This is a genomic window from Macrococcus bovicus (assembly GCF_030376725.1).
In the GTDB taxonomy this organism is placed as follows: domain Bacteria; phylum Bacillota; class Bacilli; order Staphylococcales; family Staphylococcaceae; genus Macrococcus; species Macrococcus bovicus.
Genome location: NZ_CP128470.1, coordinates 1814139 through 1835168, shown reverse-complemented (window position 1 = coordinate 1835168; position 21030 = coordinate 1814139). Strand labels below are relative to the sequence as shown.

Here is a 21030-nt window from a genome sequence, read left to right as displayed (position 1 = left end):
GAAGAAATGAAGAAAAAGGCTTTGATGCCATTATTGTTCGGTATTATTATATTTTTAGCGGGCTGTGATTATTCCAAGGAGTCTAATCGGACCGGTTTCTTTTATGATACATTCGTGCATCCACTGGATCTGCTGATCCACTGGCTGGGTGCTAATATGGGTCATAACTATGGGCTTGCGATTATCGCGATCACGTTAATTGTGCGTCTGGCGTTGTTCCCATTCATGATGAGAACGTACAAAAATCAGAGCGTGATGAAAGAGAAAATGAATCTGATTCAGCCGCAATTAAAGGCAATCCAGGAAAAATCAAAACATGCACGTACACAAGAAGAGAAAATGGCTGCCAATCAGGAAATGATGGCCCTATACAAAGAGAATAATATCAATCCCCTCAACATGGGCTGTCTGCCGCTGTTGATCCAGCTGCCGATTGTTACAGGTCTTTTCTATGTCCTGAAGTATCCATCAGGGGGCGGCATCACACAATATCCGGACTTCTTATGGTTTAAACTAACACAACCGGATATTTTAATGACGATCATCGCAGGTATCGTGTATGCAGCGCAGGCTTTTGTCTCTATGCAGAATATACCTGATGAACAGAAAGCACAGATGCGTATGATGATGTTCATTTCGCCTATTATGATCATCTGGATGTCTTATATCTCACCAGCAGCACTGCCATTATACTGGGCAGTCGGCGGGGCATTCCTTGTTCTGCAGACATGGTTAGGAAATAAGTTCTACAAACAGAAAGTCCATGAAGAAATGAAGCCGCTTATCGAAGCGCATGAAGAGAACCAGGAAAAAAGAGCACGAAATACACAAGTTAAAGCAAAAAAGAAAAAAAGATAGTTGCAATCACCGTTAAAATGACGGTTAATCCGACTGCAGTTACAGCCTCCTCTGGAGACTGTGATTGCAGTCTTTTTGATTAAATTTAAGATGAAGAAATCTAATAAAATAAGCTGACTGTCAAAGTCAGCTCTTTGTTATTGCCATTCTTTTTTGAATTGAGTGATAAATGTCTCCATAAATTCGTGTCTTTCTACCGCCATCTTTCGGCCTGATTCAGTGTTCATCAAGTCCTTTAATTTGAAGAGTTTCTCGTAAAAATGATTGATGGCATGTGTTTTTTCACGGTAGTCGGCCTCTTCCAGGTCTCGCGGAGGAATCAGGGGATCATACATGATATCGCCGAACTTGCCGGCATACATGAATGTCCGGGCGATGCCGATTGCACCGATGGCATCGAGACGGTCAGCATCCTGCACGACTTTGCCTTCCAGCGTTTCAAGCTTGCCGGCATTCGCACCGCCTTTAAAGCTCATATATTTCAGGATATGCTTGATCGCATCCCGTTTGGCAGGGCTAAGCTCGATCTGATCGAAGAAGTTCTCGAGCCTTGTCCAGGCGGTGACAGCGTCCGTCAGTTTATCGTCAACGGTATCATGTAAGAGGGCCGCCATTTCTACAATCAGCAGGTCAGCCTGTTCTTCCCGGCCGATAGCGAGTGCCATCTTTCTCACGCGTTCGATATGAGCATAATCATGTCCGGATGAATCCCCCATATGAAAATCTTTCACGTATTGTTCAGTTTCTTTTATCATCAGTATGCTCCTTTGATATTATTTATGGGTAAAGTGTAACAACCATGAGAAGAGGTGAAGACATGTCTGGATTGACTAAAAAAGAAAAAATGTGGAGCTACGGTACACTGGCTGCACATAGTCTGTTTCTGCTTAACGTTGTGCTGCTCCCTGTCCTAAAGAATAGGCGCAATAAGTCTCGCTAACGCTTCTTTAACCTTGATCCATAATGCACGTTGTTCGTAGAGTTCCATGGTCATTTCACTGGAGAGTTTGACGTCTTCTTCAAAGGCATGACGCAGTTCACAAGCGACACCGGCGTCATAGATGAAGGCGTTGACTTCAAAGTTCAGTTCAAAACTTCGGACATCCATGTTGGCGGTACCGACACTCGCCACTTCGTCATCGATGACGATCATCTTTGTGTGGATGAAGCCTTCTTCATAGAGAAAGACTTTACCGCCGACTTTCAGGAGTTCGCTTGCGAAAGTGGTTGTCCCCCAGTAGACAAAGGGGTGATCCGGTTTATTAGGAATCATGAGATACACTTTAACACCGGAGAGTATGGCTATTTTCAAGGCATCCAGAAAGGCGGCATCCGGAATGAAGTAAGGACTCTGGATATAAATGGAATCCTTGGCGCTTGAAATCATCTTGATGTAGCCGTATTTAATCTGATGAAGTTCTTCTTCCGGGCCGCTTGACGCAATCTGAATCCCGACATCGCCGCCGCTTTTGACATCCGGAAAATACTGGGGTTCATAGCGCAGAAAGTTCCGGGTCGCCTGGGAGTTCCAGTCCAGGATAAAGCGGAGCTGCAGCGCGTTAACTGCATCCCCTTCGATGCGGAGGTGTGTGTCCCGCCAGTACCCGAATTTATCGTCCAGACCAAGGTACTCGTCCCCGACATTAAAGCCGCCGATATAACCGATACGGCCATCTATCACGACAATCTTGCGGTGGTTGCGGTTATTGAGTCTGAAGTTGATAAGAGGGAAGAAGGAAGGGAAGAAGGCTTCCACCTGCCCGCCCAACGCCTTAAATTCCTTGAATTTGGATAAGGTGAGCGTTCTCGAACCCATGTCATCGTAAAGCATACGCACTTCCACACCTTCCCGCAGCTTCACTTCAAGTGCATCGATAATCCGCTGGCCGATGCCATCCCGTTTGAAAATATAATACTGGATATGGATATGTTCTTTCGCTGCAAGGATATCAGCGATGAGATTCTCGAATTTGTCGTGACCGTCAGTCAGCACACTGACGCGGTTATCGGTCGTCAGAAAGGCAGGCTGATTGATCAGCAGCATACGAATCATATCTTTATGTTTGACGACTTCTTTGGACGGTGAAACGAGCAGGTTGTTGTCCAGGGCGTAAATCTGTTCATTGATGACGGTCTCCAGCTCCGCTTTATCACGTTCATCAAAGTAAAAGAGCTGTTCCCGGCTGATTTTCCGGCCGAAAAACAGATAGAGCAGAAAGCCGAGAAGCGGTAAGAAGAACAGAACGAAAAGCCATGCCCATGTAGAGCTCGCAGTCCGCCGCTCCAGAAAAATAATGACGAAGGCCAGGAAGATATTGATGATAAAGCCGAGAAAAATAGCAAGTGCATATATATTCGATAGCTCATTGATGATTAAATGATTCAAATGACTGGCCCCTCCTTTAAGTAATCCTATTATACTATAATCCTTTCTGAAGCTTTACTTCACAGCTATAATATTTTCAAAAAATTTACACAAATAAGTCTTTAGTCCTATGGTAAAAAGGGAATGTTTCAGTTAGAATGAAGTTAATCAATTGACAGGAGAGAACTCTATGACGAATAAGCAGGATAAAATGAAAAATGTCGTTACGCTTTTATCGACTCTCGGCGTCAACATCACTCGAACAAAATCGCGACTGGATGTCATCCGTACATTACCGCATGTTGCCCCAGTTAAATTAAAATAAAACCTCTGATTCCTAGGAATCAGAGGTTTTTTGCTTATGGTAAAAGATACTCAGTGCAATCCCGATGCCGCTCATCACTGTCCATAGCGCACTCCCGCCGTAGCTGATGAGAGGTAAGGGAATCCCTGTGATGGGCACGAGCTGTATCGTCATTCCGACGTTCTGGAAGACATGAAACATGAGCATGCTGATCAGTCCTGTCAGAAAGAGAGAGCTGAACGGATGATCAGCATACTGTGCCAGGCGAATCAGATGGATGAAGAGAGCTAGAAACAGAATCAGCACAAGGACTGAACCGATAAAGCCGAATTCTTCGCCGATGACCGAATAGATGAAATCGGTATGGTTTTCCGGTATATAGACCTCGCCGTGCTTAAATCCTTTGCCGAACAACCCGCCGGAACCGATCGCTTTCATGGATTCAATCAAGTGGAAACCATCCCCTTCACTGTAGGCTTCAGGATTGAGCCATGAATTGATACGGCCCAGCTGATAAGTCTGAATACCTAGCCCTTTTTCGATCAGAACGGGCTTATAGAGAATGCTGAGAATCAGTGTAGCCCCGGCTGCACCGATTGTCAGCAGGAATGGAACGAGGATCTGCCAGCTGATACCTGAGACGATGATCATACCTAGAATGATGGCGAGTAACACAAGGGTCGTCCCGAGGTCATTCTGCAGCAAAATCAAGATCATCGGTACCAGTGCGACCGCTGCCACTTTCAGGATGAGATTGAAATCTGTCTGGATCGTCTTATTGAAGGTGAAGCGGTTATGACGGTAAATGACATTGGCCAGCACCAACATCAGGATGACCTTCATAAATTCTGACGGCTGCAGACTGATCGGTCCTAGTCTATACCAGCTCTTTGCACCATTGATGATCGGCGTGAAAGAGGAGTCCGGTAATATGAAAAGACCTGCTAGAGCCAGGTTGCCGACTAAATAGATCGGCCAGACAAACTGGCGCAGTTTCTTAGGCGAGAGAAACATCAGAGAAAGCGCGATGATAAAACCGAGTATATAATATAGGAACTGACGTTCTGCGAAGTTGGTTGCATACTGCTGACCGGCCATTGCAGATGTGATCACTGTAATACTGACTGCTGCAAAAGCGATAAGCAGTACCAGTAACCACCAGTCAATCTTTTCTAGCCATTGTTTCATAGAGGTAAGCACTTCTCCTTACTGCGAATTAATAATAACCATTATAACTTAAGTTAGAAAAAGAATGAAATATGTTTGAAATTTCAATCGCGATTTGTTCTATGGTTTCATATCGTGATAAGATAGCACTAACAATTTGTATGGAGGCGTAATATGACAAAAGAGAATATTTGTATTATTTATGGTGGTAAAAGTGCAGAACATGATATCTCCATTTTAACGGCCCAATCCGTCATCAATGCGATGGATAAAGAGAAATATGCAGTGGATACGATCTACATCACGAATGAGGGAGAGTGGGTCAAAGGCCCTGCTATTACAGAGAAAATTGATGATGCAGAAGTTTTACGACTTGCACCTTCAGGCTCTGTTTCCCTGACAGAGATGCTGAGTCAGTCGACAACAGGCCATCCTTATGACGCCCTCTTTCCGCTGCTGCATGGTCCGAACGGTGAGGACGGCACGATTCAGGGGTTATTCGAAGTGCTGGATTTACCCTATGTCGGTAACGGTGTTTTAGCGGCATCAAGCTCAATGGACAAGCTGGTCATGAAGCAGTTATTCGCGAATAGAGGATTACCACAACTTCCTTACGTCAGCTTCTTGAGAAGTGAATATGAGAAATACCGGACGAATATTCTGGAACTGGTTGATAATAAGCTGGAATACCCTGTTTTCGTCAAGCCGGCCAATTTAGGGTCATCTGTCGGCATCTCCAAGTGTAATGACCGCGAAGAACTCATTAAAGGTATAGAGGAAGCACTGCAGTTCGACCGTAAACTGGTTGTTGAACAAGGCATCAACGCTCGTGAGATAGAGGTAGCTGTTCTCGGTAACGATCATCCTGAGACGACGTTACCTGGTGAAGTGGTTAAGGACGTCGCATTCTATGACTACAAGGCGAAGTATAAGGACGGCAAAGTCAAACTGGCGATCCCGGCAGATATTTCCGAGGAAACAGCTGAAACACTCCGTAATATGGCTGTCGAAGCATTTAAAGCAACCGACTGTTCAGGACTGGTGCGCGCTGACTTCTTCGTCACAGAAGATGAGACCATCTATATCAATGAAACAAACGCAATGCCAGGTTTCACTAAGTTCAGTATGTATCCGCTGCTCTGGGAGAACATGAATGTCTCTTACAGCGAACTGATCACACGACTGATTGAACTCGCGAAAGAACGTTATACAGAGAAAAAGAAAATCAAATATAAGATGGACTGATGACGATGATTAAAAGAACAGCACAACAAATTGCGGCCATGTGCGGCGGAACGATAGACGAAAGATATGCAGACATCAAAGTGGAAGGCGTTTCTATAGATTCAAGGTTCATTGATGATGCCGTTCTTTTTGTCCCTTTTAAAGGCGAGAATACAGATGGTCACCGCTATGTCGCTCAGGCGATAGAAAGCGGTGCAGCCGTCAGTTTCTGGCAGAACGATGTAGCAGATGCGCCGGATGTCCCATTGATCAAGGTGGATGACTGTCTGATTGCCTTGCAGAAGCTCAGCCAGTCCTATCTGAAAGAAGTCCGGCCCACTGTGATCGGTATTACAGGTTCAAACGGCAAGACGACCACTAAAGATATGGTAGCGAGTGTGCTCTCGTCTAAGTTCAAGGTGAAGAAGACAATCGGTAACTATAACAATGAAATCGGCCTGCCGCTGACTATCTGTCAGCTGGATGATGACACAGAAGTGTCCATCCTTGAGATGGGGATGTCCGGCTTCAGAGAGATTGCTTTGTTATCCCAGCTGGCCGAACCTGATATTGCAGCTATCACGAATATCGGTGAAAGTCATATGCGTGATCTGGGTTCCCGGGCAGGCATTGCGAAGGCTAAGTTCGAGATTACAGAAGGCCTGACAGGACTTTTCATCTATGATGGCGACGAAGAACTGCTGCAGCCGCTTGCTGAGACATTCCAGGGTGAAAAACAGTCTATCGGCTTCAAGGCTGATAATGATCTGCAGCTGCGTGATATCCAGCAGCAGGATGAGGTGATTTCCTTTAAGGTAGGCAGCTCAGAATCAATCTTTGAACTGCCGATGCTCGGCCTTCATAATGTCAGAAATGCAGCGATTGCGGTCACCATCGGCCGTTATATGAAGTTAAGCGATGCAGAGATCAACCGCAATCTCGCGCATCTTGAAATGACCGGTATGCGTATGGAAAAATTAGCGGGACCGGCAGGGAGCACTTTGATTAACGATGCTTATAATGCAAGTCCGACCAGCATGAAGGCGGCCATAGATACAATGGATGCCATGGATGGCAGCAAGTATATCGTCCTCAGCGATGTGCTGGAGCTCGGTCCGGACTCAGAACATTATCACCGGGAAGTAGGCCGTTACTTTGCAGGAAAAGATATGACGCTTGTTGCGACAGGGGAAGAAGCGCGCTACATTTATGAAGAAGCAGAAAAATATGTGCCGGCCCATTATTTCAGGACGAAAGAAGAAGTGACAGAATTTCTGCAATCACGATTGAATGCAGAGACGAGAGTACTCTTCAAAGCGAGTCGTGGTATGAAGCTTGAAACAATTATAGAAGCACTGGCTTAACGGAAAGGAGATTGTCTGAATACAGACAGTTTCCTTTCTTTTCCTTTCATTTTCAGGTAAATGCGTTTGCTATTCACTTAGTTAGATGTTAGTATAGAGAAGTTAACGCGAGAGCAGAGTGAAAATTCACACGTAGAGCAAGCGAACAGAAAAAGGAGAAATAATTTTGCAAAAATTTAGAGACTTAGGTATTAGCGAACCTACAATCCAATCGCTAGAGAAGTTAGGTTTTACAGAACCTACAGCGATCCAGACTGAAAGTATTCCATACACTTTGGCTGGCAGAGATGTACTAGGACAAGCGCAGACCGGCACAGGTAAGACAGGTGCATTCGGTATACCTTTAATTGAGAAAGTAAAGCATCACGAAGGGATTCAGAGTTTAATTCTCGCCCCTACTCGTGAGCTGGCTGTCCAAGTGGCAGACCAGCTGAAAGCATTCGGCCGCGGACAAGGTGTTCAGGTTGTCACTATTTTCGGTGGTATGCCTATCGACCGTCAGATTCGCGAACTGAAAAGAAAGCCTCAAATCGTAGTCGGAACACCCGGCCGCGTGATTGATCACTTAAATCGTCGTACACTGAAGACAGATCAGATAACGACATTGATCCTCGATGAAGCGGATGAAATGATGAACATGGGCTTCATCGATGATATGCGTTTTATCATGGATAAATTGCCGAAAGAGAATCGTCAGACGTTGTTATTCTCAGCGACGATGCCTAGAGCCATCCAGGAACTTGTTCAGAAGTTCATGAATGACCCGGTCGTAGTTAAAACGATGACAAACGTTGACTCTAATCCGGATATCGACGAATTCTACACAATCGTCAAAGAACTAGAGAAGTTTGATACATTTACGAACTTCCTTGATGTCCACAGCCCGGAACTTGCAATCGTCTTCGGCCGTACAAAACGCCGTGTAGATGAGCTGACAAGCGCGCTTATTTCTAAAGGTTACCGTGCAGAAGGTCTGCATGGTGATATCACGCAGGCCAAACGTCTTGAAGTTCTGAAGAAATTCAAGAACGATTCCATCGATATCCTTGTCGCAACAGACGTTGCAGCACGTGGATTAGATATTTCAGGCGTTTCACACGTCTATAACTTTGATATTCCTCAGGACGTCGAAAGTTATACACACCGTATCGGACGTACAGGCCGTGCAGGTAAACATGGTATGGCGATCTCATTCGTCAACCCGATTGAAATGGATTATATCCGTCAGATCGAAAAAGAGAAAAACCGTACGATGAAAGCACTGCGTCCACCTACACCAGGTGAAGTGATGAAATCACGTGAGAGCGAAGTTAAGAAAAAAGTAGCGGAATGGGTAGCTAAACCGTCAGAAGAACGTATTGAAACAATCGCGCAAGGTCTGATTGAAGAATACGGTGATGTGAAGTTAGTGACATCATTACTGCAGGAGCTGATCCAATCTAATAACGATGTGGATGTTCAGCTGACATTTGAAAAACCGCTTGGCCGTAAAGGTGGTAAATCATCATATGGCCGTCGGGGTGGTAACGGTGGCAACCGTAACTTCAAAAGCCGCGATTCTAAAGATAACCGTCGTCGTAAACCGGCCGCAGGTAAATCCAAGAATTTCAAAGGACGTACATTTGCTGACCACAAGAAATAATAAGAAGAGCTGCACTGACAAGTGCGGCTCTTTTTTTGGCATCATCTATATCCTATTTTTGGTATAATTGATTGTAAAGAGGAGGTTTGCCATGCGTTCTACAACTGAAATGATTAAACAGCCCTCACAGGTGAAACAACTCAAAATGTATCATTATCTGATGATGTCAGCACTGCTCTTACTCATCGCCTCTGGTATTCACTACGCTATTATTCACTGGGACTGGTATGATCAGCTGCTTGTTATTTATATCTGTCCTGTTCTGATGTTTCTCTTCGCATTGATAGCGCCCGCTGTCAGTTATCGCTATTCAGCCTATAGAGTCAATCAGGTCTCGATTGAACTGTCACAAGGTCTATTCTGGCATAAGCGCTCGGTTATTCCGATGGACCGCGTGCAGTACGTCATGATCAGTACAGGACCGATTGCAAAGCGCCTCCGCTTGTCTAAAGTCAATGTCATCACCAGCGGGGAATCTGTTGCGCTGCCTTATGTTGATGAAGAGACGGCACTTCATATCGCCAGACTGATTACAGAACGGATCAAGGAGGTGAGCAGTTATGTCTGAGCCTAAACGCCTGCATCCTATCACCTATCTTTCAAAGATATTCAAATCCGTCAAAGATAATGTCCTGACAGTCGTTCTCGCCGGTTTTCTTTTCTTGAAGAATGGCTTTAATCTGAATGATATCGGTGACCTGATTTTTCCGGGCATCCTGCTTATTTTCGCTGTCGTCAGTATTGTACTGGGGATAATTGAAGCGCTGACGACCACATACTGGATCTCAGATGATAAATTATTTGTTAAAAACGGCATTCTTTCAGTCTCTACGAAGGAATTCTATATCGCGCGTATTCAGTCAGTTGAAACGACGCGTAACATCGTCAATCAGCTATTCGGAGGGGTGATCCTGGATATTAAGACACCGGGTGACGGTGTTAAACTGGACAGCATCTCGAAACAGGCGGCAGATGAGCTGACCCATTATCTTGAAACTCGCAAAAACAATCTGGGTGATGCTGTAGAGGAGGTCCATCAGGCGTCAGCCTTTGAATCCTATTACCGGCTGCAATTAAAAGATATCATGCTGATGAGTGTGACGAGCGGGGCGATGGGGACAGTACTTGCGGTTGTCTTCGGGCTGTACTCACAAGTCGATGAAATTCTCCATATCAGTGACCGGTTGGCTCCGATACAGCAGGAAATCGGTTCGAGCTTTTCCTCAATAGCCCTCCTCGTGATGATGGCTCTGCTGCTGAGCTATATCACCGGTATCTTTGTCACTGCACTGAAATACTTTAATTACGAACTGACTTATGACGGAGAACGTCTGAGAATCCGGTATGGTCTCTTTGAAGTCAAGGAACGTATTGTCATCGTCAAACAGATTCAGGCAGTAGAGGAGAAGAAGTCCTTTCTTAGACAGTGGCTCGGTTATACAAGCTTCCGGGTAACGATTACGAGTGATGCGGCACTGGAATCAGAAGATGAGAATGTCCTCGGGCAGATTGAAGTCCTGCCTTTCATTAAACGTAAGGAAGGACTGGCGGTGATGGCGCAGCTTGTTCCGGATTATTATTATAATGAAGTGGACCGCGTCATCCCTAGACGCTCGTTAAGACGTTATATCCAGTGGCACTGGTTAGTGATTATCATTGCCACAGCGCTTGTGCAGTATTATTTTTTCAACCAGGCATGGATGATCGGAATCGTTCTGCTGATTCTGACGTTTATTGCCGGCTGGATGCGGTACCGTTATTCAGGTTATGTGATTCAAGATGATCAGATAACCGTCCGTGAGACTGGACTCTTTGCCAGTTCGATCTACCATCTGAAAGAAGACCGGCTGATCAGTATCCACGTTACTGATCATTATTTCCTGGAAAATGCACGACTTGCTTCTATTGTGCTGCGTGTCTCAGCAGGTTCGCTTTTTACGGATGCATCACTTAAACTAGTGGAAAGAACAGATGCAGAACGTATTTATGACTGGTTTATAGAGAAGGAGGTCAGACAATATGAAGAAAGCTGATAGTTCTGCTGTGAAAGTATGGCGTATAGCGAATGCCATCTGGACAGGGCTTCTGCTCATGTTATTAGCTGTGTTGATAGCTGTCAGATATTTCTTTTTTGACTGGATACCGTTCATGGCTGTGCTGCTGTCAGGGGCATTGATTGTTGTTCAGATGGTCTGGTTCATCCTGATAGAGCCCCGTATTGCCTACCGGACGCATGAATATCAAGTGGGTGAAACAGAGCTCCTCACATGTGCAGGCATCTTCATCAAACGTGAGACAATCATTCCGTTTGTCCGTATCCAGAATGTTGAAACACAAGTGGGTCCGATTATGAAGCGCTTCAACCTGAAAAGTGTCGAGGTCACAACAGCGGGCGGCGCGGCGCGGATTGAACTGATCAATAGTACGGAAGCAGACCAGATTAAGAAAGTGATTGACGAAGCAGTCAATCGTTTAGAGGGGGCAGGCAGATGATAGTAGGAATAGGAACCGATGTGATTGAAATTGAACGGATCAGCAGACTGATGTCTGACAAGTTCATCAGACGTATCCTGCACCCTGAAGAAATCAAGATATTTGAAGCATTCAGCCATGAGGACAGACAGATTTCTTTTATAGCGGGCCGTTTTGCTGTCAAAGAAGCTTATGCTAAAGCGTATGGCACTGGTATCGGTCAGCATTTTCGTTTTAACGATATTTGCTGTCTCAATGATGAGCGGGGCAAGCCTTATATAATGGATGCGGATTATAAAGTGCATGTTTCAATCGCACATTCTCACACAGTGGCGACTGCATTCGTTATAATAGAGGAAAAGTAAGAGGGGGATAATAATGAATTATTATCGTCAAAGTGTGCTCCACATCAATTTAGATGATTTATATGATAACTACCAGGCTGTGGCCGGTCTGCATCCGGATAAGAAAACAATTGCGGTCATCAAGGCCAATGCGTATGGCATGGGTGCGGTGACTGTTGCTGAACATCTCAGCAAACAAGGTGTTGACTTCTTCGCGGTAGCGACACTGGATGAAGCACTTGAGCTGCGGCAAAACCATATTAACGGACAGATACTCGTCTTAGGTATCATCAGGCCGGAAGATGTCAAGCGGGCTGCCGCTTCAGATATCACGGTCACTGTACCGGATGAAGTCTGGCTGGAAGAAGTCCTTCATCATCTGGATAGTGTACTGACTGTCCATGTGAAATTAGATACTGGCATGAATCGTATTGGGATACGTGACAAAGAAGAATATGGGCGTGTGTTATCACGCCTGAAGCAGAATGAACTGCTCGAATTCGAAGGTGTTTATACTCATTTCAGCTGTGCGGACATGGATGATGATTCTGCTGAAAAGGCGCATGAGGCATTTATGGATATAGTAAATGACTTTGACAAGCCGCGCTATATTCATAGCCAGAATTCAGCTGCTGCCCTCCGGTATGATATGACTGATTGTACAGCTGTTAGATTAGGCATTGCAATGTATGGCTATTATCCATCAGCTTTCATCAAGACAGTGACAACTGTGAACTTGAAGCCGGTCATGCAGCTGACGAGTGCCATCAACTTCATTAAAGACGTGCCGGCCGGTACAAAAATCGGGTATGGCAGTCATTATGAAGCAGAACAGGATGAGCGCATTGCGACTCTTCCTATCGGCTATGCTGACGGACTTCTGCGCTCGATGTCGGGCTATGCAGTCAGAGTGGGAGAGGAAGATGCACCGATAGTCGGCCGTATCTGTATGGATCAGACGATGGTCCGTGTATCGGATAGAGTGAGACTGGGAGATGAAGTGATCATTATTGATCATCAGCCAGGGACGCGTCAATCGATGGAAAAAGTAGAGGAGAAGCAGTCAACAATCAGCTATGAAGTGCTCTGTAATCTTGGACAGAGGCTGCCGCGTGTTTATCATACAGATGAACAATCAACAGTGAAGAATACATTGTTAAAATAAAAGTAGTTTTTTTTATATGCGTTTGATATGATAATGTTGATTTACTGAGGAGGTTAATCATGAAGAAATTTGATCAATTATTAGCTGAAGGCTATGAATCCATGGCTGAACTTAATTTAATCATTTCTTATGAGCAATTCGATCTTGAAAGTGAAGTGTGTGAAAAGAGTGAAATGTACGATTTAGCTGATGATGGTGAGTAAATGAGGCGCGGCGAAGTCTTTCTGGCTGACCTGTCACCTGTCAAAGGCTCGGAACAAGGCGGTAAGCGTCCTGTTGTCATTATTCAGAATGATGTCGGGAATAAATACAGTCCGACAGTCATCGTGGCTGCAATCACAGCGAAAATCAATAAAGCACGGATCCCGACCCATGTGGAGATCGGCAAGACCAACCATCATCTGGATAAGGATTCGGTGATATTGCTTGAACAGATCAGAACGATTGATAAAAATCGACTGATTGAAAAGCTGACAGTTCTCTCTGAAGAAAAAATGAGTGAAGTGAATCAGGCGCTGGCCATCAGCCTTGGACTCTCTCAATGAATTAAAAGTGCTAGCATAGACTTTAGGATGACTAAAGTCTTTTTAGTTGGAAAGGAGGCAAATGGAATGAATCATATAGATGAACTTGTCGTTAATTACGAAAAAATATTGGATCGTTATATCGAATCAAAAAATGAACAGGATCTGGATGGCCTTCAGAACCTGAGCTTTGAAGCGATTGAAAACGACATATCTCCGGAAGAAATTGTTTCCTTACATAAAGATTTAACACTTGAAAAAGAACTGACCGCTGAAGAGATGAAGCTGTCGATGGATGTATTACTGGAGATGATTATCGGATTTGGCTTCTCTTACCGCGACTACAAATCACTGGTCAAAAAGATGGAAGCACATGATAAAGAGATGGACATTGCAGCCAGTCTGCAGTCGATGATGCTGAAGACGAAGATTCCTAAACTGAACAGCATTGAAATCGGTGCGATCAGTGTGCCGGCCCAGCGCGTAAACGGCGACTATTACAACTTGATCGATCATCACGACGGCACTATGAGTTTCGCTGTCGCAGATGTCATCGGTAAAGGAATTCCGGCTGCTCTTGCCATGAGTATGATCAAATTCGGTATGGACTCATATGGACACTCACAGCTGCCGAGTGATGGATTAAAACGGCTTAATCGTGTTGTGGAGAAGAATGTCAATCAGAATATGTTCGTGACGATGTTCTACGGATTATATGAAGAAATCAGCAGCAAGTTCTATTATAGTTCCGCGGGACACGAACCAGGCTATATCTACCGCGAAAAGACGGACAGCTTTGAAGAGATGGGTGCACGCGGCATCGTTTTAGGCGTCAATCCAACGACGCGCTATGATCAGGAAGAACATGATATCAATGTGGGTGATATGATCCTGGTGTTTACAGACGGTCTGTCAGAAATCCGGCGCCTGTCAGGAGAGTTTGTTCGCACTGACGATTTACTTGAACTGATCAGAACATACAAACATCTGCATCCGCAGGATATCGTGCAAGTGGTCTATGAGGAACTGATCAAGATCCAGGACCCTAAAAAGCGCGACGATCTGACGATTCTTCTTATCAAAAGAGTGAATTAATGTTTAGCGATTCAGATAAAGGGTATTTTAAATTGAATTTTATGTATATAAATGGGACAAAATTATAGGGTAACTAGGAGTGTATGGAATGAACTTGAATATTGAGACCATCGAACATGATACATTTTATGAAATCAAAGTCGCAGGAGAACTGGACGTTTATACAGCACCTGAACTGCTTGCTGTTCTCCAGCCTTTACACCAGAAAGGGACGCATGACATCCACCTGAATATTTCAGATGTCAGCTACATGGATTCAACAGGTCTCGGCTTATTCGTCGGAACATTAAAAGAGCTCAATAAACATAATCATGAACTTTATGTGTTAGGGGCTAACAGCCGTATCGAACGATTATTCGATATTACAGGCTTAAAAGAACTCATGCACGTGAATGCGGAGACGGAGGTTTAATATGACGAACTATGATTATGTAGAGATGCGTTTTCCGGCTTCAGCTGAATATGTGGGACTTGTCCGTCTGACATTATCAGGTATCCTGAACAGAGCAGGCGCTTCATATGACGATATCGAAGATTCAAAAATCGCTGTTTCTGAAGCCGTCACTAATGCTATCAAGCATGCTTACAAAGGTGAAGTAAAAGGTGATGTATTAGTCGGTTATGTCATCTTTGATGAGAAAGTCGAAGTCATTGTATCAGATTCAGGGCAGAGCTTTGATTATGAGAAGACGAAATCAGAACTGGGTCCTTATAAAGAAGATGAGAACGTTGATTTTATTCGCGAAGGAGGGCTTGGGCTGTTCCTGATTGAATCTCTGATGGATGAAGTGAACGTGAAGAAAGATGCCGGTGTCACAATCAGCATGACTAAGTATATAGCGGGAGAGCAGGTGCAACCTGATGGCGAGAGAGTCAACATCATTTAATGACATTTCTCCAGAGCAGATCAATGCCTGGATCAAGCTTTATCAGGAAACAAAGGACGAAATGGCACAGACCACACTCGTTGAACACTATAAGAAGCTCGTGGAATCACTTGCCTATCGCTATTCTAAAGGACAGAGTCATCACGAAGACCTGGTTCAAGTAGGGATGGTCGGGTTACTCGGTGCTATCAATCGTTTTGATGTTTCCTTTGAAAGGAAATTTGAGGCGTTTCTTGTGCCGACTGTCATCGGTGAGATCAAACGATACTTACGTGACAAGACATGGAGTGTGCATGTTCCGCGTCGCATCAAGGAAATCGGACCGAAAATCAAGAAAGCGACGGATGAGCTGACCAATCAGCTCGGGCGTTCTCCCCAGATCAAGGAAATCGCTGATTACCTTGAAGTCACGGACGAGGAAGTTCTGGAAGCCATGGAGATGGGTCAGAGCTATAACGCGCTCAGTGTCGATCATTCTATTGAAGCGGATAAGGACGGCTCCACTGTCACATTGCTTGATGTGATGGGACAGCAGGAGGAAGGTTACGATTTAACTGAGAAGCGGATGATTTTAACGAAAATCCTGCCGATTCTGTCAGACCGTGAAAGAGAAATTATTCAATGCACGTTCATTGAAGGTCTCAGCCAGAAGGAAACAGGCGAGAAAGTCGGTCTCAGTCAGATGCACGTATCAAGACTTCAGCGCACAGCTATCAAGAAGCTGAGAGAAGCTGCCCAGGAAGGGAACTAGACATATGCCGGACAGGCATATGTCTTTTTTTATGTTAAAATATAGGGACTGGAGGCGAGAAGATGGAGAAAGCAATCATCAATTTGATTATAGAGAAATTACCTTATAAAAATGGACAGATAGAAGCCGTGCTTAATCTGCTGGAAGAGAAGAATACCGTCCCATTTATCGCCCGTTACAGAAAAGAGATGACGGGCGGGCTTGATGAAGTGGAGATCAAGGAGATTGAGACCGAATACAATTATATGGCAGCCCTGCAGAAACGGAAAGAAGATGTCATTAAATCCATTGACGCACAGGGACTGCTGACTGAAGAGCTGAGAACAGAGATTCAGAAGCAGACGAAACTTCAGCGTGTAGAGGATCTATACCGGCCGTTCAAGCAGAAAAAGAAAACCCGGGCGACAGAAGCGAAGCGTAAAAATCTAGGGCCGCTTGCTGATAAGCTGCTGAAGTTTGAGGACTTTGACAGCCGCGCGGAAGCTGAACGTTATCTGAACGACGAAGTGGAGACGTGGGAGGAGGCGGTGAAAGGGGCGATGGACATCGTAGCGGAAGTGATCGCAGATGATCCGAAATACCGGGCAGCCCTCTTGAAGTCTGTACAGGATTACGGTGAAATCCACTCACAGAAAAAGAAAAATGCAGAAGACGAGAAGCAGGTCTTTGAGATGTACTATGATTACAGTGAACGCATCAGTAAAGTCGTTCCTCATCGGACCCTTGCCATCAATCGAGGGGAGGAATTAGGCATCCTCAAAGTCTCTATCGAGCATGACCTTGAACGTCAGGAGCGTTATATCAAGAAGCAGTTCGTTAAAAAGACGACACAGAATGATGCCCTGTATGACGAAGTGATCACTGATAGTCTGAAACGACTGATTTTACCTTCAATCGAACGGGAAATCCGCAGTGAACTGACAGCGAAAGCGGAAGCGCAGGCCATTGAGATATTCTCGGTCAACCTGAAAAACTTACTGCTGCAGCCTCCGCTGAAAGGGAGAGTGATACTTGGTGTTGACCCCGCTTACCGCACGGGCTGCAAGCTCGCCGTCATCAATGAGTACGGCACATTTATAGCGAAGTCGGTCATGTATCCACATCCACCGGTCAATAAGAAGGCAGAGGCTGAAGAAATCTTTGTAGACATGGTGACCCGCTATCAGGTTGAGCTCATTGCCATTGGTAACGGGACAGCGAGCAGGGAAACAGAGCAGTTTGTCGCAGAGATGATCAAAAAGCATCAGCTGAAGGCAGCGTTCATAATTGTCAATGAGGCTGGCGCCTCTGTCTATTCAGCGAGCGAACTGGCGCGTCAGGAATTCCCTGACTTCAAAGTTGAGGAACGAAGCGCGGTGTCAATCGGCCGTCGCGTCCAGGACCCGCTCAGTGAACTCGTAAAAATTGATCCGAAATCAATTGGTGTCGGCCAGTATCAGCACGATGTCAACCAGAAGTCGCTGACAGAATCGCTGTCCTTTATCGTAGAGACAGCTGTCAATCAGGTCGGTGTCAATGTCAACACCGCTTCTCTGCCGCTCCTGCAGCGCGTTTCAGGTCTTTCGACAGCAGTCGCCAACAATATTATCAAACACCGGGAGGAGAACGGGCCGATCCGTCATCATAAGGAAATCGCCCGGATTCCTCGCTTAGGTGCTAAGACATTTGAGCAGAGCATCGGTTTCCTGAGAATAATGGATGGTTCAGAACCGCTTGACCAGACTGCCATTCACCCCGAGAGCTACAAAGCCACTTATCAGCTGCTCGAACAGTTGGATAGTCATATTGATGAGCTCGGAACCGATACGCTTAAGGCTAAACTGCAGACAATCAATACTGCTGACATGGCGCGGGCTATCGGCATCGGGGAGATGACATTGCAGGATATCATCACAGCGCTGATTGCACCCGGGCGCGACCCGCGAGACGATTATGAGGTGCCACTCCTGAAATCTGACGTCCTGTCGCTGGAAGACCTGAAGAAAGGCATGAAGCTATCCGGCACAGTTCGAAATGTAGTCGATTTCGGTGCCTTTGTAGATATCGGCGTTAAACAGGACGGTCTTGTTCATATCTCCAAACTTTCTGATCGCTTCGTCAAGCATCCGACAGATGTCGTCAGCGTCGGCGATATAGTGGAAGTCTGGGTGGAGACAGTAGACGTCGAAAAAGGTAAAGTAGGCCTGACGATGAAAGACCCTCAATGACAGATAACGAACTGCAGGAGCTTGTGATTAAAATATCACAGGAAGTTTTTCACCGGCCCTTCAGACACCAGGCATATTTTAACCGGCGCTTAAGAACAACAGGGGGGCGCTATATGCTTATCAGTCATCATATCGAAATCAATCCTAAGCAGTTAGCAGTCCATGGTGAAGAAGCAGTAATAGGTATCATCAAACATGAACTGTGCCACTATCATCTGCATCTGGAGGGAAAGGGTTATAGACATCGGGACCGGGATTTCAGGAAACTTTGCAATGAGACAGGGGCTCCCAGATACTGTGCGCCTGTTACAGATGATCATTACCTGATCTATCGTTGCGCTCAGTGTACCATGCTCTATCAGCGTAAAAGACGGATTAACACCGAGAAATACAGGTGCGGCAAATGCCGTGGAAAACTGGAATTAGTCAGTGAATAAAAAAAACTGACTAATTCTTTTTTTTAGTATTGACATCCGCTGTGAAACGTTTTATGATAGTATTCGTTGCTAAAACAACAGGCCCCTTGGTCAAGCGGTTAAGACACCGCCCTTTCACGGCGGTAACACGGGTTCGAATCCCGTAGGGGTCATAATCTTTTAAAAAAAGTTAAACAAAAGTGTTGACTTTAAAATATGAAGGTTATATAATAAATCTTGTCGCTAAAACAGAAGACGATATAAAAGTTATCTGCTAACGAGCGGTCGTGGCGGAATGGCAGACGCGTCAGACTAAGGATCTGGTGGGTGTAATACCCGTGGAGGTTCGACTCCTCTCGACCGCACTACTTTTTAAAACTTTATATGCGGGTGTAGTTTAGTGGTAAAACCTCAGCCTTCCAAGCTGATGTTGTCGGTTCGATTCCGATCACCCGCTCCATTAAATAAATGAACATTGAAAACTGAATGACAATATGTCAACGTTAATTCCAAATAAGACTGCGATTTTAATCGCTAGTCGCATTTGCAAACTCGCTTAGCCGATTTTGTACAATGTTAAAGAGTGATTGGCTCAACCAATCAAAGAGCTTTATCAAACACTTTTATGGAGAGTTTGATCCTGGCTCAGGATGAACGCTGGCGGCGTGCCTAATACATGCAAGTCGAGCGGACAGACGAGGTGCTTGCACCTCTGAAGTCAGCGGCGGACGGGTGAGTAACACGTGGGTAACCTACCTGTAAGACTGGGATAACTTCGGGAAACCGGAGCTAATACCGGATAATATTTTCCACCTCATGGTGGAATAGTGAAAGACGGTTTTGCTGTCACTTACAGATGGACCCGCGGCGCATTAGCTAGTTGGTGAGGTAACGGCTCACCAAGGCGACGATGCGTAGCCGACCTGAGAGGGTGATCGGCCACACTGGGACTGAGACACGGCCCAGACTCCTACGGGAGGCAGCAGTAGGGAATCTTCCGCAATGGACGAAAGTCTGACGGAGCAACGCCGCGTGAGTGAAGAAGGTCTTCGGATCGTAAAACTCTGTTGTAAGGGAAGAACAAGTACGTTAGTAACTGAACGTACCTTGACGGTACCTTACCAGAAAGCCACGGCTAACTACGTGCCAGCAGCCGCGGTAATACGTAGGTGGCAAGCGTTATCCGGAATTATTGGGCGTAAAGCGCGCGTAGGCGGTTTCTTAAGTCTGATGTGAAAGCCCCCGGCTCAACCGGGGAGGGTCATTGGAAACTGGGAGACTTGAGTGCAGAAGAGGAGAGTGGAATTCCATGTGTAGCGGTGAAATGCGCAGAGATATGGAGGAACACCAGTGGCGAAGGCGGCTCTCTGGTCTGTAACTGACGCTGAGGTGCGAAAGCGTGGGGATCAAACAGGATTAGATACCCTGGTAGTCCACGCCGTAAACGATGAGTGCTAAGTGTTGGGGGGTTTCCGCCCCTCAGTGCTGCAGCTAACGCATTAAGCACTCCGCCTGGGGAGTACGGTCGCAAGACTGAAACTCAAAGGAATTGACGGGGACCCGCACAAGCGGTGGAGCATGTGGTTTAATTCGAAGCAACGCGAAGAACCTTACCAAATCTTGACATCCTCTGACAACTCTGGAGACAGAGCGTTCCCCTTCGGGGGACAGAGTGACAGGTGGTGCATGGTTGTCGTCAGCTCGTGTCGTGAGATGTTGGGTTAAGTCCCGCAACGAGCGCAACCCTTATCTTTAGTTGCCATCATTCAGTTGGGCACTCTAGAGAGACTGCCGGTGACAAACCGGAGGAAGGTGGGGATGACGTCAAATCATCATGCCCCTTATGATTTGGGCTACACACGTGCTACAATGGATGGTACAAAGGGCAGCAAAACCGCGAGGTCAAGCAAATCCCATAAAACCATTCTCAGTTCGGATTGTAGTCTGCAACTCGACTACATGAAGCTGGAATCGCTAGTAATCGTAGATCAGCATGCTACGGTGAATACGTTCCCGGGTCTTGTACACACCGCCCGTCACACCACGAGAGTTTGTAACACCCGAAGCCGGTGGAGTAACCTTTACAGGAGCTAGCCGTCGAAGGTGGGACAGATGATTGGGGTGAAGTCGTAACAAGGTAGCCGTATCGGAAGGTGCGGCTGGATCACCTCCTTTCTAAGGATAATACGGAAAAGGAATATTGATTCCTTCGGAATGACGTCTGACATATTGTATTCAGTTTTGA

Annotated in this window: 21 protein-coding genes, 3 tRNA genes and 1 rRNA gene; 22 read left to right on the top strand and 3 right to left on the bottom strand. The window is 45.7% G+C overall.

What is annotated here, in order from left to right; genetic code table 11:
• Positions 1-6: 6 nt before the first annotated feature.
• Complete coding sequence (gene yidC, locus QSV55_RS10010) at positions 7-858, top strand: membrane protein insertase YidC (RefSeq protein WP_289650078.1); 852 nt, start codon at positions 7-9, stop codon at positions 856-858.
• A 137-nt stretch (positions 859-995) separates the two neighbouring features.
• On the opposite strand, the gene QSV55_RS10005 is transcribed toward yidC, so the two are convergent.
• Together QSV55_RS10005 and cls are read right to left on the bottom strand one after the other, a co-directional pair.
• On the bottom strand, positions 996-1613 hold the full coding sequence (locus QSV55_RS10005) for an HD domain-containing protein (RefSeq protein WP_289650077.1): 618 nt from the start codon (positions 1611-1613) through the stop codon (positions 996-998).
• Between the two features lie 155 nt (positions 1614-1768).
• Entirely contained in the window at positions 1769-3244 is a 1476-nt protein-coding gene (cls, locus tag QSV55_RS10000) for a cardiolipin synthase (protein WP_289650076.1), read from the bottom strand.
• A gap of 169 nt (positions 3245-3413) precedes the next feature.
• Between cls and QSV55_RS09995 the strand changes: the two genes are divergently transcribed.
• A complete protein-coding gene (locus QSV55_RS09995) occupies positions 3414-3548 on the top strand; it encodes an Lmo0850 family protein (protein WP_229713250.1) in 135 nt (44 codons plus the stop codon).
• Between the two features lie 12 nt (positions 3549-3560).
• On the opposite strand, the gene rodA is transcribed toward QSV55_RS09995, so the two are convergent.
• Positions 3561-4715, bottom strand: coding sequence for a rod shape-determining protein RodA (gene rodA, locus QSV55_RS09990; protein ID WP_289650075.1), 1155 nt, complete (start codon positions 4713-4715; stop codon positions 3561-3563).
• Positions 4716-4868: 153 nt separating this feature from the next.
• On the opposite strand from rodA, the gene QSV55_RS09985 reads away from it, so the two are divergent.
• From QSV55_RS09985 to QSV55_RS09890, 20 genes are all read left to right on the top strand, one after another.
• Positions 4869-5939 carry a D-alanine--D-alanine ligase gene (locus QSV55_RS09985; RefSeq protein WP_289650074.1) on the top strand — a complete coding sequence of 357 codons (1071 nt, stop codon included), beginning with the start codon at positions 4869-4871 and terminating at the stop codon, positions 5937-5939.
• 5 nt (positions 5940-5944) lie between these two features.
• Entirely contained in the window at positions 5945-7282 is a 1338-nt protein-coding gene (locus QSV55_RS09980) for a UDP-N-acetylmuramoyl-tripeptide--D-alanyl-D-alanine ligase (protein WP_289651074.1), read from the top strand.
• A gap of 166 nt (positions 7283-7448) precedes the next feature.
• Complete coding sequence (locus QSV55_RS09975) at positions 7449-8924, top strand: degradosome RNA helicase CshA (protein ID WP_133452074.1); 1476 nt, start codon at positions 7449-7451, stop codon at positions 8922-8924.
• Between the two features lie 91 nt (positions 8925-9015).
• Positions 9016-9492 carry a PH domain-containing protein gene (locus QSV55_RS09970; RefSeq protein WP_289650073.1) on the top strand — a complete coding sequence of 159 codons (477 nt, stop codon included), beginning with the start codon at positions 9016-9018 and terminating at the stop codon, positions 9490-9492.
• Positions 9485-10957 carry a PH domain-containing protein gene (locus tag QSV55_RS09965; protein ID WP_289650072.1) on the top strand — a complete coding sequence of 491 codons (1473 nt, stop codon included), beginning with the start codon at positions 9485-9487 and terminating at the stop codon, positions 10955-10957. The genes QSV55_RS09970 and QSV55_RS09965 overlap by 8 nt, the downstream gene beginning before the upstream one ends.
• Positions 10944-11417 carry a PH domain-containing protein gene (locus tag QSV55_RS09960; protein WP_289650071.1) on the top strand — a complete coding sequence of 158 codons (474 nt, stop codon included), beginning with the start codon at positions 10944-10946 and terminating at the stop codon, positions 11415-11417. The genes QSV55_RS09965 and QSV55_RS09960 overlap by 14 nt, the downstream gene beginning before the upstream one ends.
• On the top strand, positions 11414-11761 hold the full coding sequence (gene acpS, locus QSV55_RS09955) for a holo-ACP synthase (protein ID WP_289650070.1): 348 nt from the start codon (positions 11414-11416) through the stop codon (positions 11759-11761). The genes QSV55_RS09960 and acpS overlap by 4 nt, the downstream gene beginning before the upstream one ends.
• Positions 11762-11774: 13 nt before the next feature.
• Positions 11775-12905 carry an alanine racemase gene (gene alr / locus QSV55_RS09950; protein WP_289650069.1) on the top strand — a complete coding sequence of 377 codons (1131 nt, stop codon included), beginning with the start codon at positions 11775-11777 and terminating at the stop codon, positions 12903-12905.
• A gap of 59 nt (positions 12906-12964) precedes the next feature.
• Entirely contained in the window at positions 12965-13108 is a 144-nt protein-coding gene (locus QSV55_RS09945; protein WP_165983752.1) for a hypothetical protein, read from the top strand.
• A complete protein-coding gene (locus QSV55_RS09940) occupies positions 13109-13450 on the top strand; it encodes a type II toxin-antitoxin system PemK/MazF family toxin (protein ID WP_133452080.1) in 342 nt (113 codons plus the stop codon).
• Between the two features lie 75 nt (positions 13451-13525).
• Positions 13526-14524 (top strand): SpoIIE family protein phosphatase, encoded by a 999-nt coding sequence (locus QSV55_RS09935; RefSeq protein WP_289651073.1) that lies wholly within the window; start codon positions 13526-13528, stop codon positions 14522-14524.
• A gap of 88 nt (positions 14525-14612) precedes the next feature.
• Entirely contained in the window at positions 14613-14936 is a 324-nt protein-coding gene (locus QSV55_RS09930; RefSeq protein ID WP_133452082.1) for an anti-sigma factor antagonist, read from the top strand.
• A 1-nt stretch (position 14937) separates the two neighbouring features.
• Positions 14938-15411, top strand: a complete 474-nt coding sequence (gene rsbW, locus QSV55_RS09925) for an anti-sigma B factor RsbW (RefSeq protein ID WP_133452083.1) — start codon at positions 14938-14940, stop codon at positions 15409-15411.
• The gene (gene sigB / locus QSV55_RS09920; RefSeq protein ID WP_133452084.1) at positions 15386-16162 is read left to right on the top strand and encodes an RNA polymerase sigma factor SigB; all 777 of its coding nucleotides are present in this window, start codon (positions 15386-15388) and stop codon (positions 16160-16162) included. Before rsbW ends, sigB begins: the two co-directional genes overlap by 26 nt.
• 62 nt (positions 16163-16224) lie before the next feature.
• Positions 16225-18369 (top strand): Tex family protein, encoded by a 2145-nt coding sequence (locus QSV55_RS09915; protein ID WP_289650068.1) that lies wholly within the window; start codon positions 16225-16227, stop codon positions 18367-18369.
• A complete protein-coding gene (locus QSV55_RS09910) occupies positions 18366-18806 on the top strand; it encodes a SprT family protein (protein WP_289650067.1) in 441 nt (146 codons plus the stop codon). Before QSV55_RS09915 ends, QSV55_RS09910 begins: the two co-directional genes overlap by 4 nt.
• Positions 18807-18886: 80 nt before the next feature.
• Positions 18887-18958: transfer RNA gene (locus tag QSV55_RS09905), tRNA-Glu, on the top strand.
• Positions 18959-19066: 108 nt separating this feature from the next.
• A tRNA-Leu gene (locus QSV55_RS09900) sits at positions 19067-19150 on the top strand.
• Positions 19151-19171: 21 nt separating this feature from the next.
• Positions 19172-19245 (top strand) — tRNA-Gly (locus QSV55_RS09895).
• A 162-nt stretch (positions 19246-19407) separates the two neighbouring features.
• Positions 19408-20960: ribosomal RNA gene (locus tag QSV55_RS09890) — 16S ribosomal RNA — on the top strand.
• Positions 20961-21030 lie beyond the last annotated feature (70 nt).

Excerpts from the sequence above, each read along its gene's own strand:
- QSV55_RS09980 (WP_289651074.1), top strand. The coding sequence starts at position 5,945 with ATGATTAAAAGAACAGCACAACAAATTGCGGCCATGTGCGGCGGAACG.
- rsbW (WP_133452083.1), top strand. The coding sequence starts at position 14,938 with ATGACGAACTATGATTATGTAGAGATGCGTTTTCCGGCTTCAGCTGAA.
- QSV55_RS09915 (WP_289650068.1), top strand. The coding sequence starts at position 16,225 with ATGGAGAAAGCAATCATCAATTTGATTATAGAGAAATTACCTTATAAA.
- sigB (WP_133452084.1), top strand. The coding sequence starts at position 15,386 with ATGGCGAGAGAGTCAACATCATTTAATGACATTTCTCCAGAGCAGATC.
- yidC (WP_289650078.1), top strand. The coding sequence starts at position 7 with ATGAAGAAAAAGGCTTTGATGCCATTATTGTTCGGTATTATTATATTT.
- acpS (WP_289650070.1), top strand. The coding sequence starts at position 11,414 with ATGATAGTAGGAATAGGAACCGATGTGATTGAAATTGAACGGATCAGC.
- QSV55_RS09985 (WP_289650074.1), top strand. The coding sequence starts at position 4,869 with ATGACAAAAGAGAATATTTGTATTATTTATGGTGGTAAAAGTGCAGAA.
- QSV55_RS09910 (WP_289650067.1), top strand. The coding sequence starts at position 18,366 with ATGACAGATAACGAACTGCAGGAGCTTGTGATTAAAATATCACAGGAA.
- alr (WP_289650069.1), top strand. The coding sequence starts at position 11,775 with ATGAATTATTATCGTCAAAGTGTGCTCCACATCAATTTAGATGATTTA.
- QSV55_RS09930 (WP_133452082.1), top strand. The coding sequence starts at position 14,613 with ATGAACTTGAATATTGAGACCATCGAACATGATACATTTTATGAAATC.
- QSV55_RS09960 (WP_289650071.1), top strand. The coding sequence starts at position 10,944 with ATGAAGAAAGCTGATAGTTCTGCTGTGAAAGTATGGCGTATAGCGAAT.
- QSV55_RS09970 (WP_289650073.1), top strand. The coding sequence starts at position 9,016 with ATGCGTTCTACAACTGAAATGATTAAACAGCCCTCACAGGTGAAACAA.
- QSV55_RS10005 (WP_289650077.1), bottom strand. The coding sequence starts at position 1,613 with ATGATAAAAGAAACTGAACAATACGTGAAAGATTTTCATATGGGGGAT.
- QSV55_RS09940 (WP_133452080.1), top strand. The coding sequence starts at position 13,109 with ATGAGGCGCGGCGAAGTCTTTCTGGCTGACCTGTCACCTGTCAAAGGC.
- QSV55_RS09965 (WP_289650072.1), top strand. The coding sequence starts at position 9,485 with ATGTCTGAGCCTAAACGCCTGCATCCTATCACCTATCTTTCAAAGATA.
- QSV55_RS09995 (WP_229713250.1), top strand. The coding sequence starts at position 3,414 with ATGACGAATAAGCAGGATAAAATGAAAAATGTCGTTACGCTTTTATCG.
- rodA (WP_289650075.1), bottom strand. The coding sequence starts at position 4,715 with ATGAAACAATGGCTAGAAAAGATTGACTGGTGGTTACTGGTACTGCTT.
- QSV55_RS09945 (WP_165983752.1), top strand. The coding sequence starts at position 12,965 with ATGAAGAAATTTGATCAATTATTAGCTGAAGGCTATGAATCCATGGCT.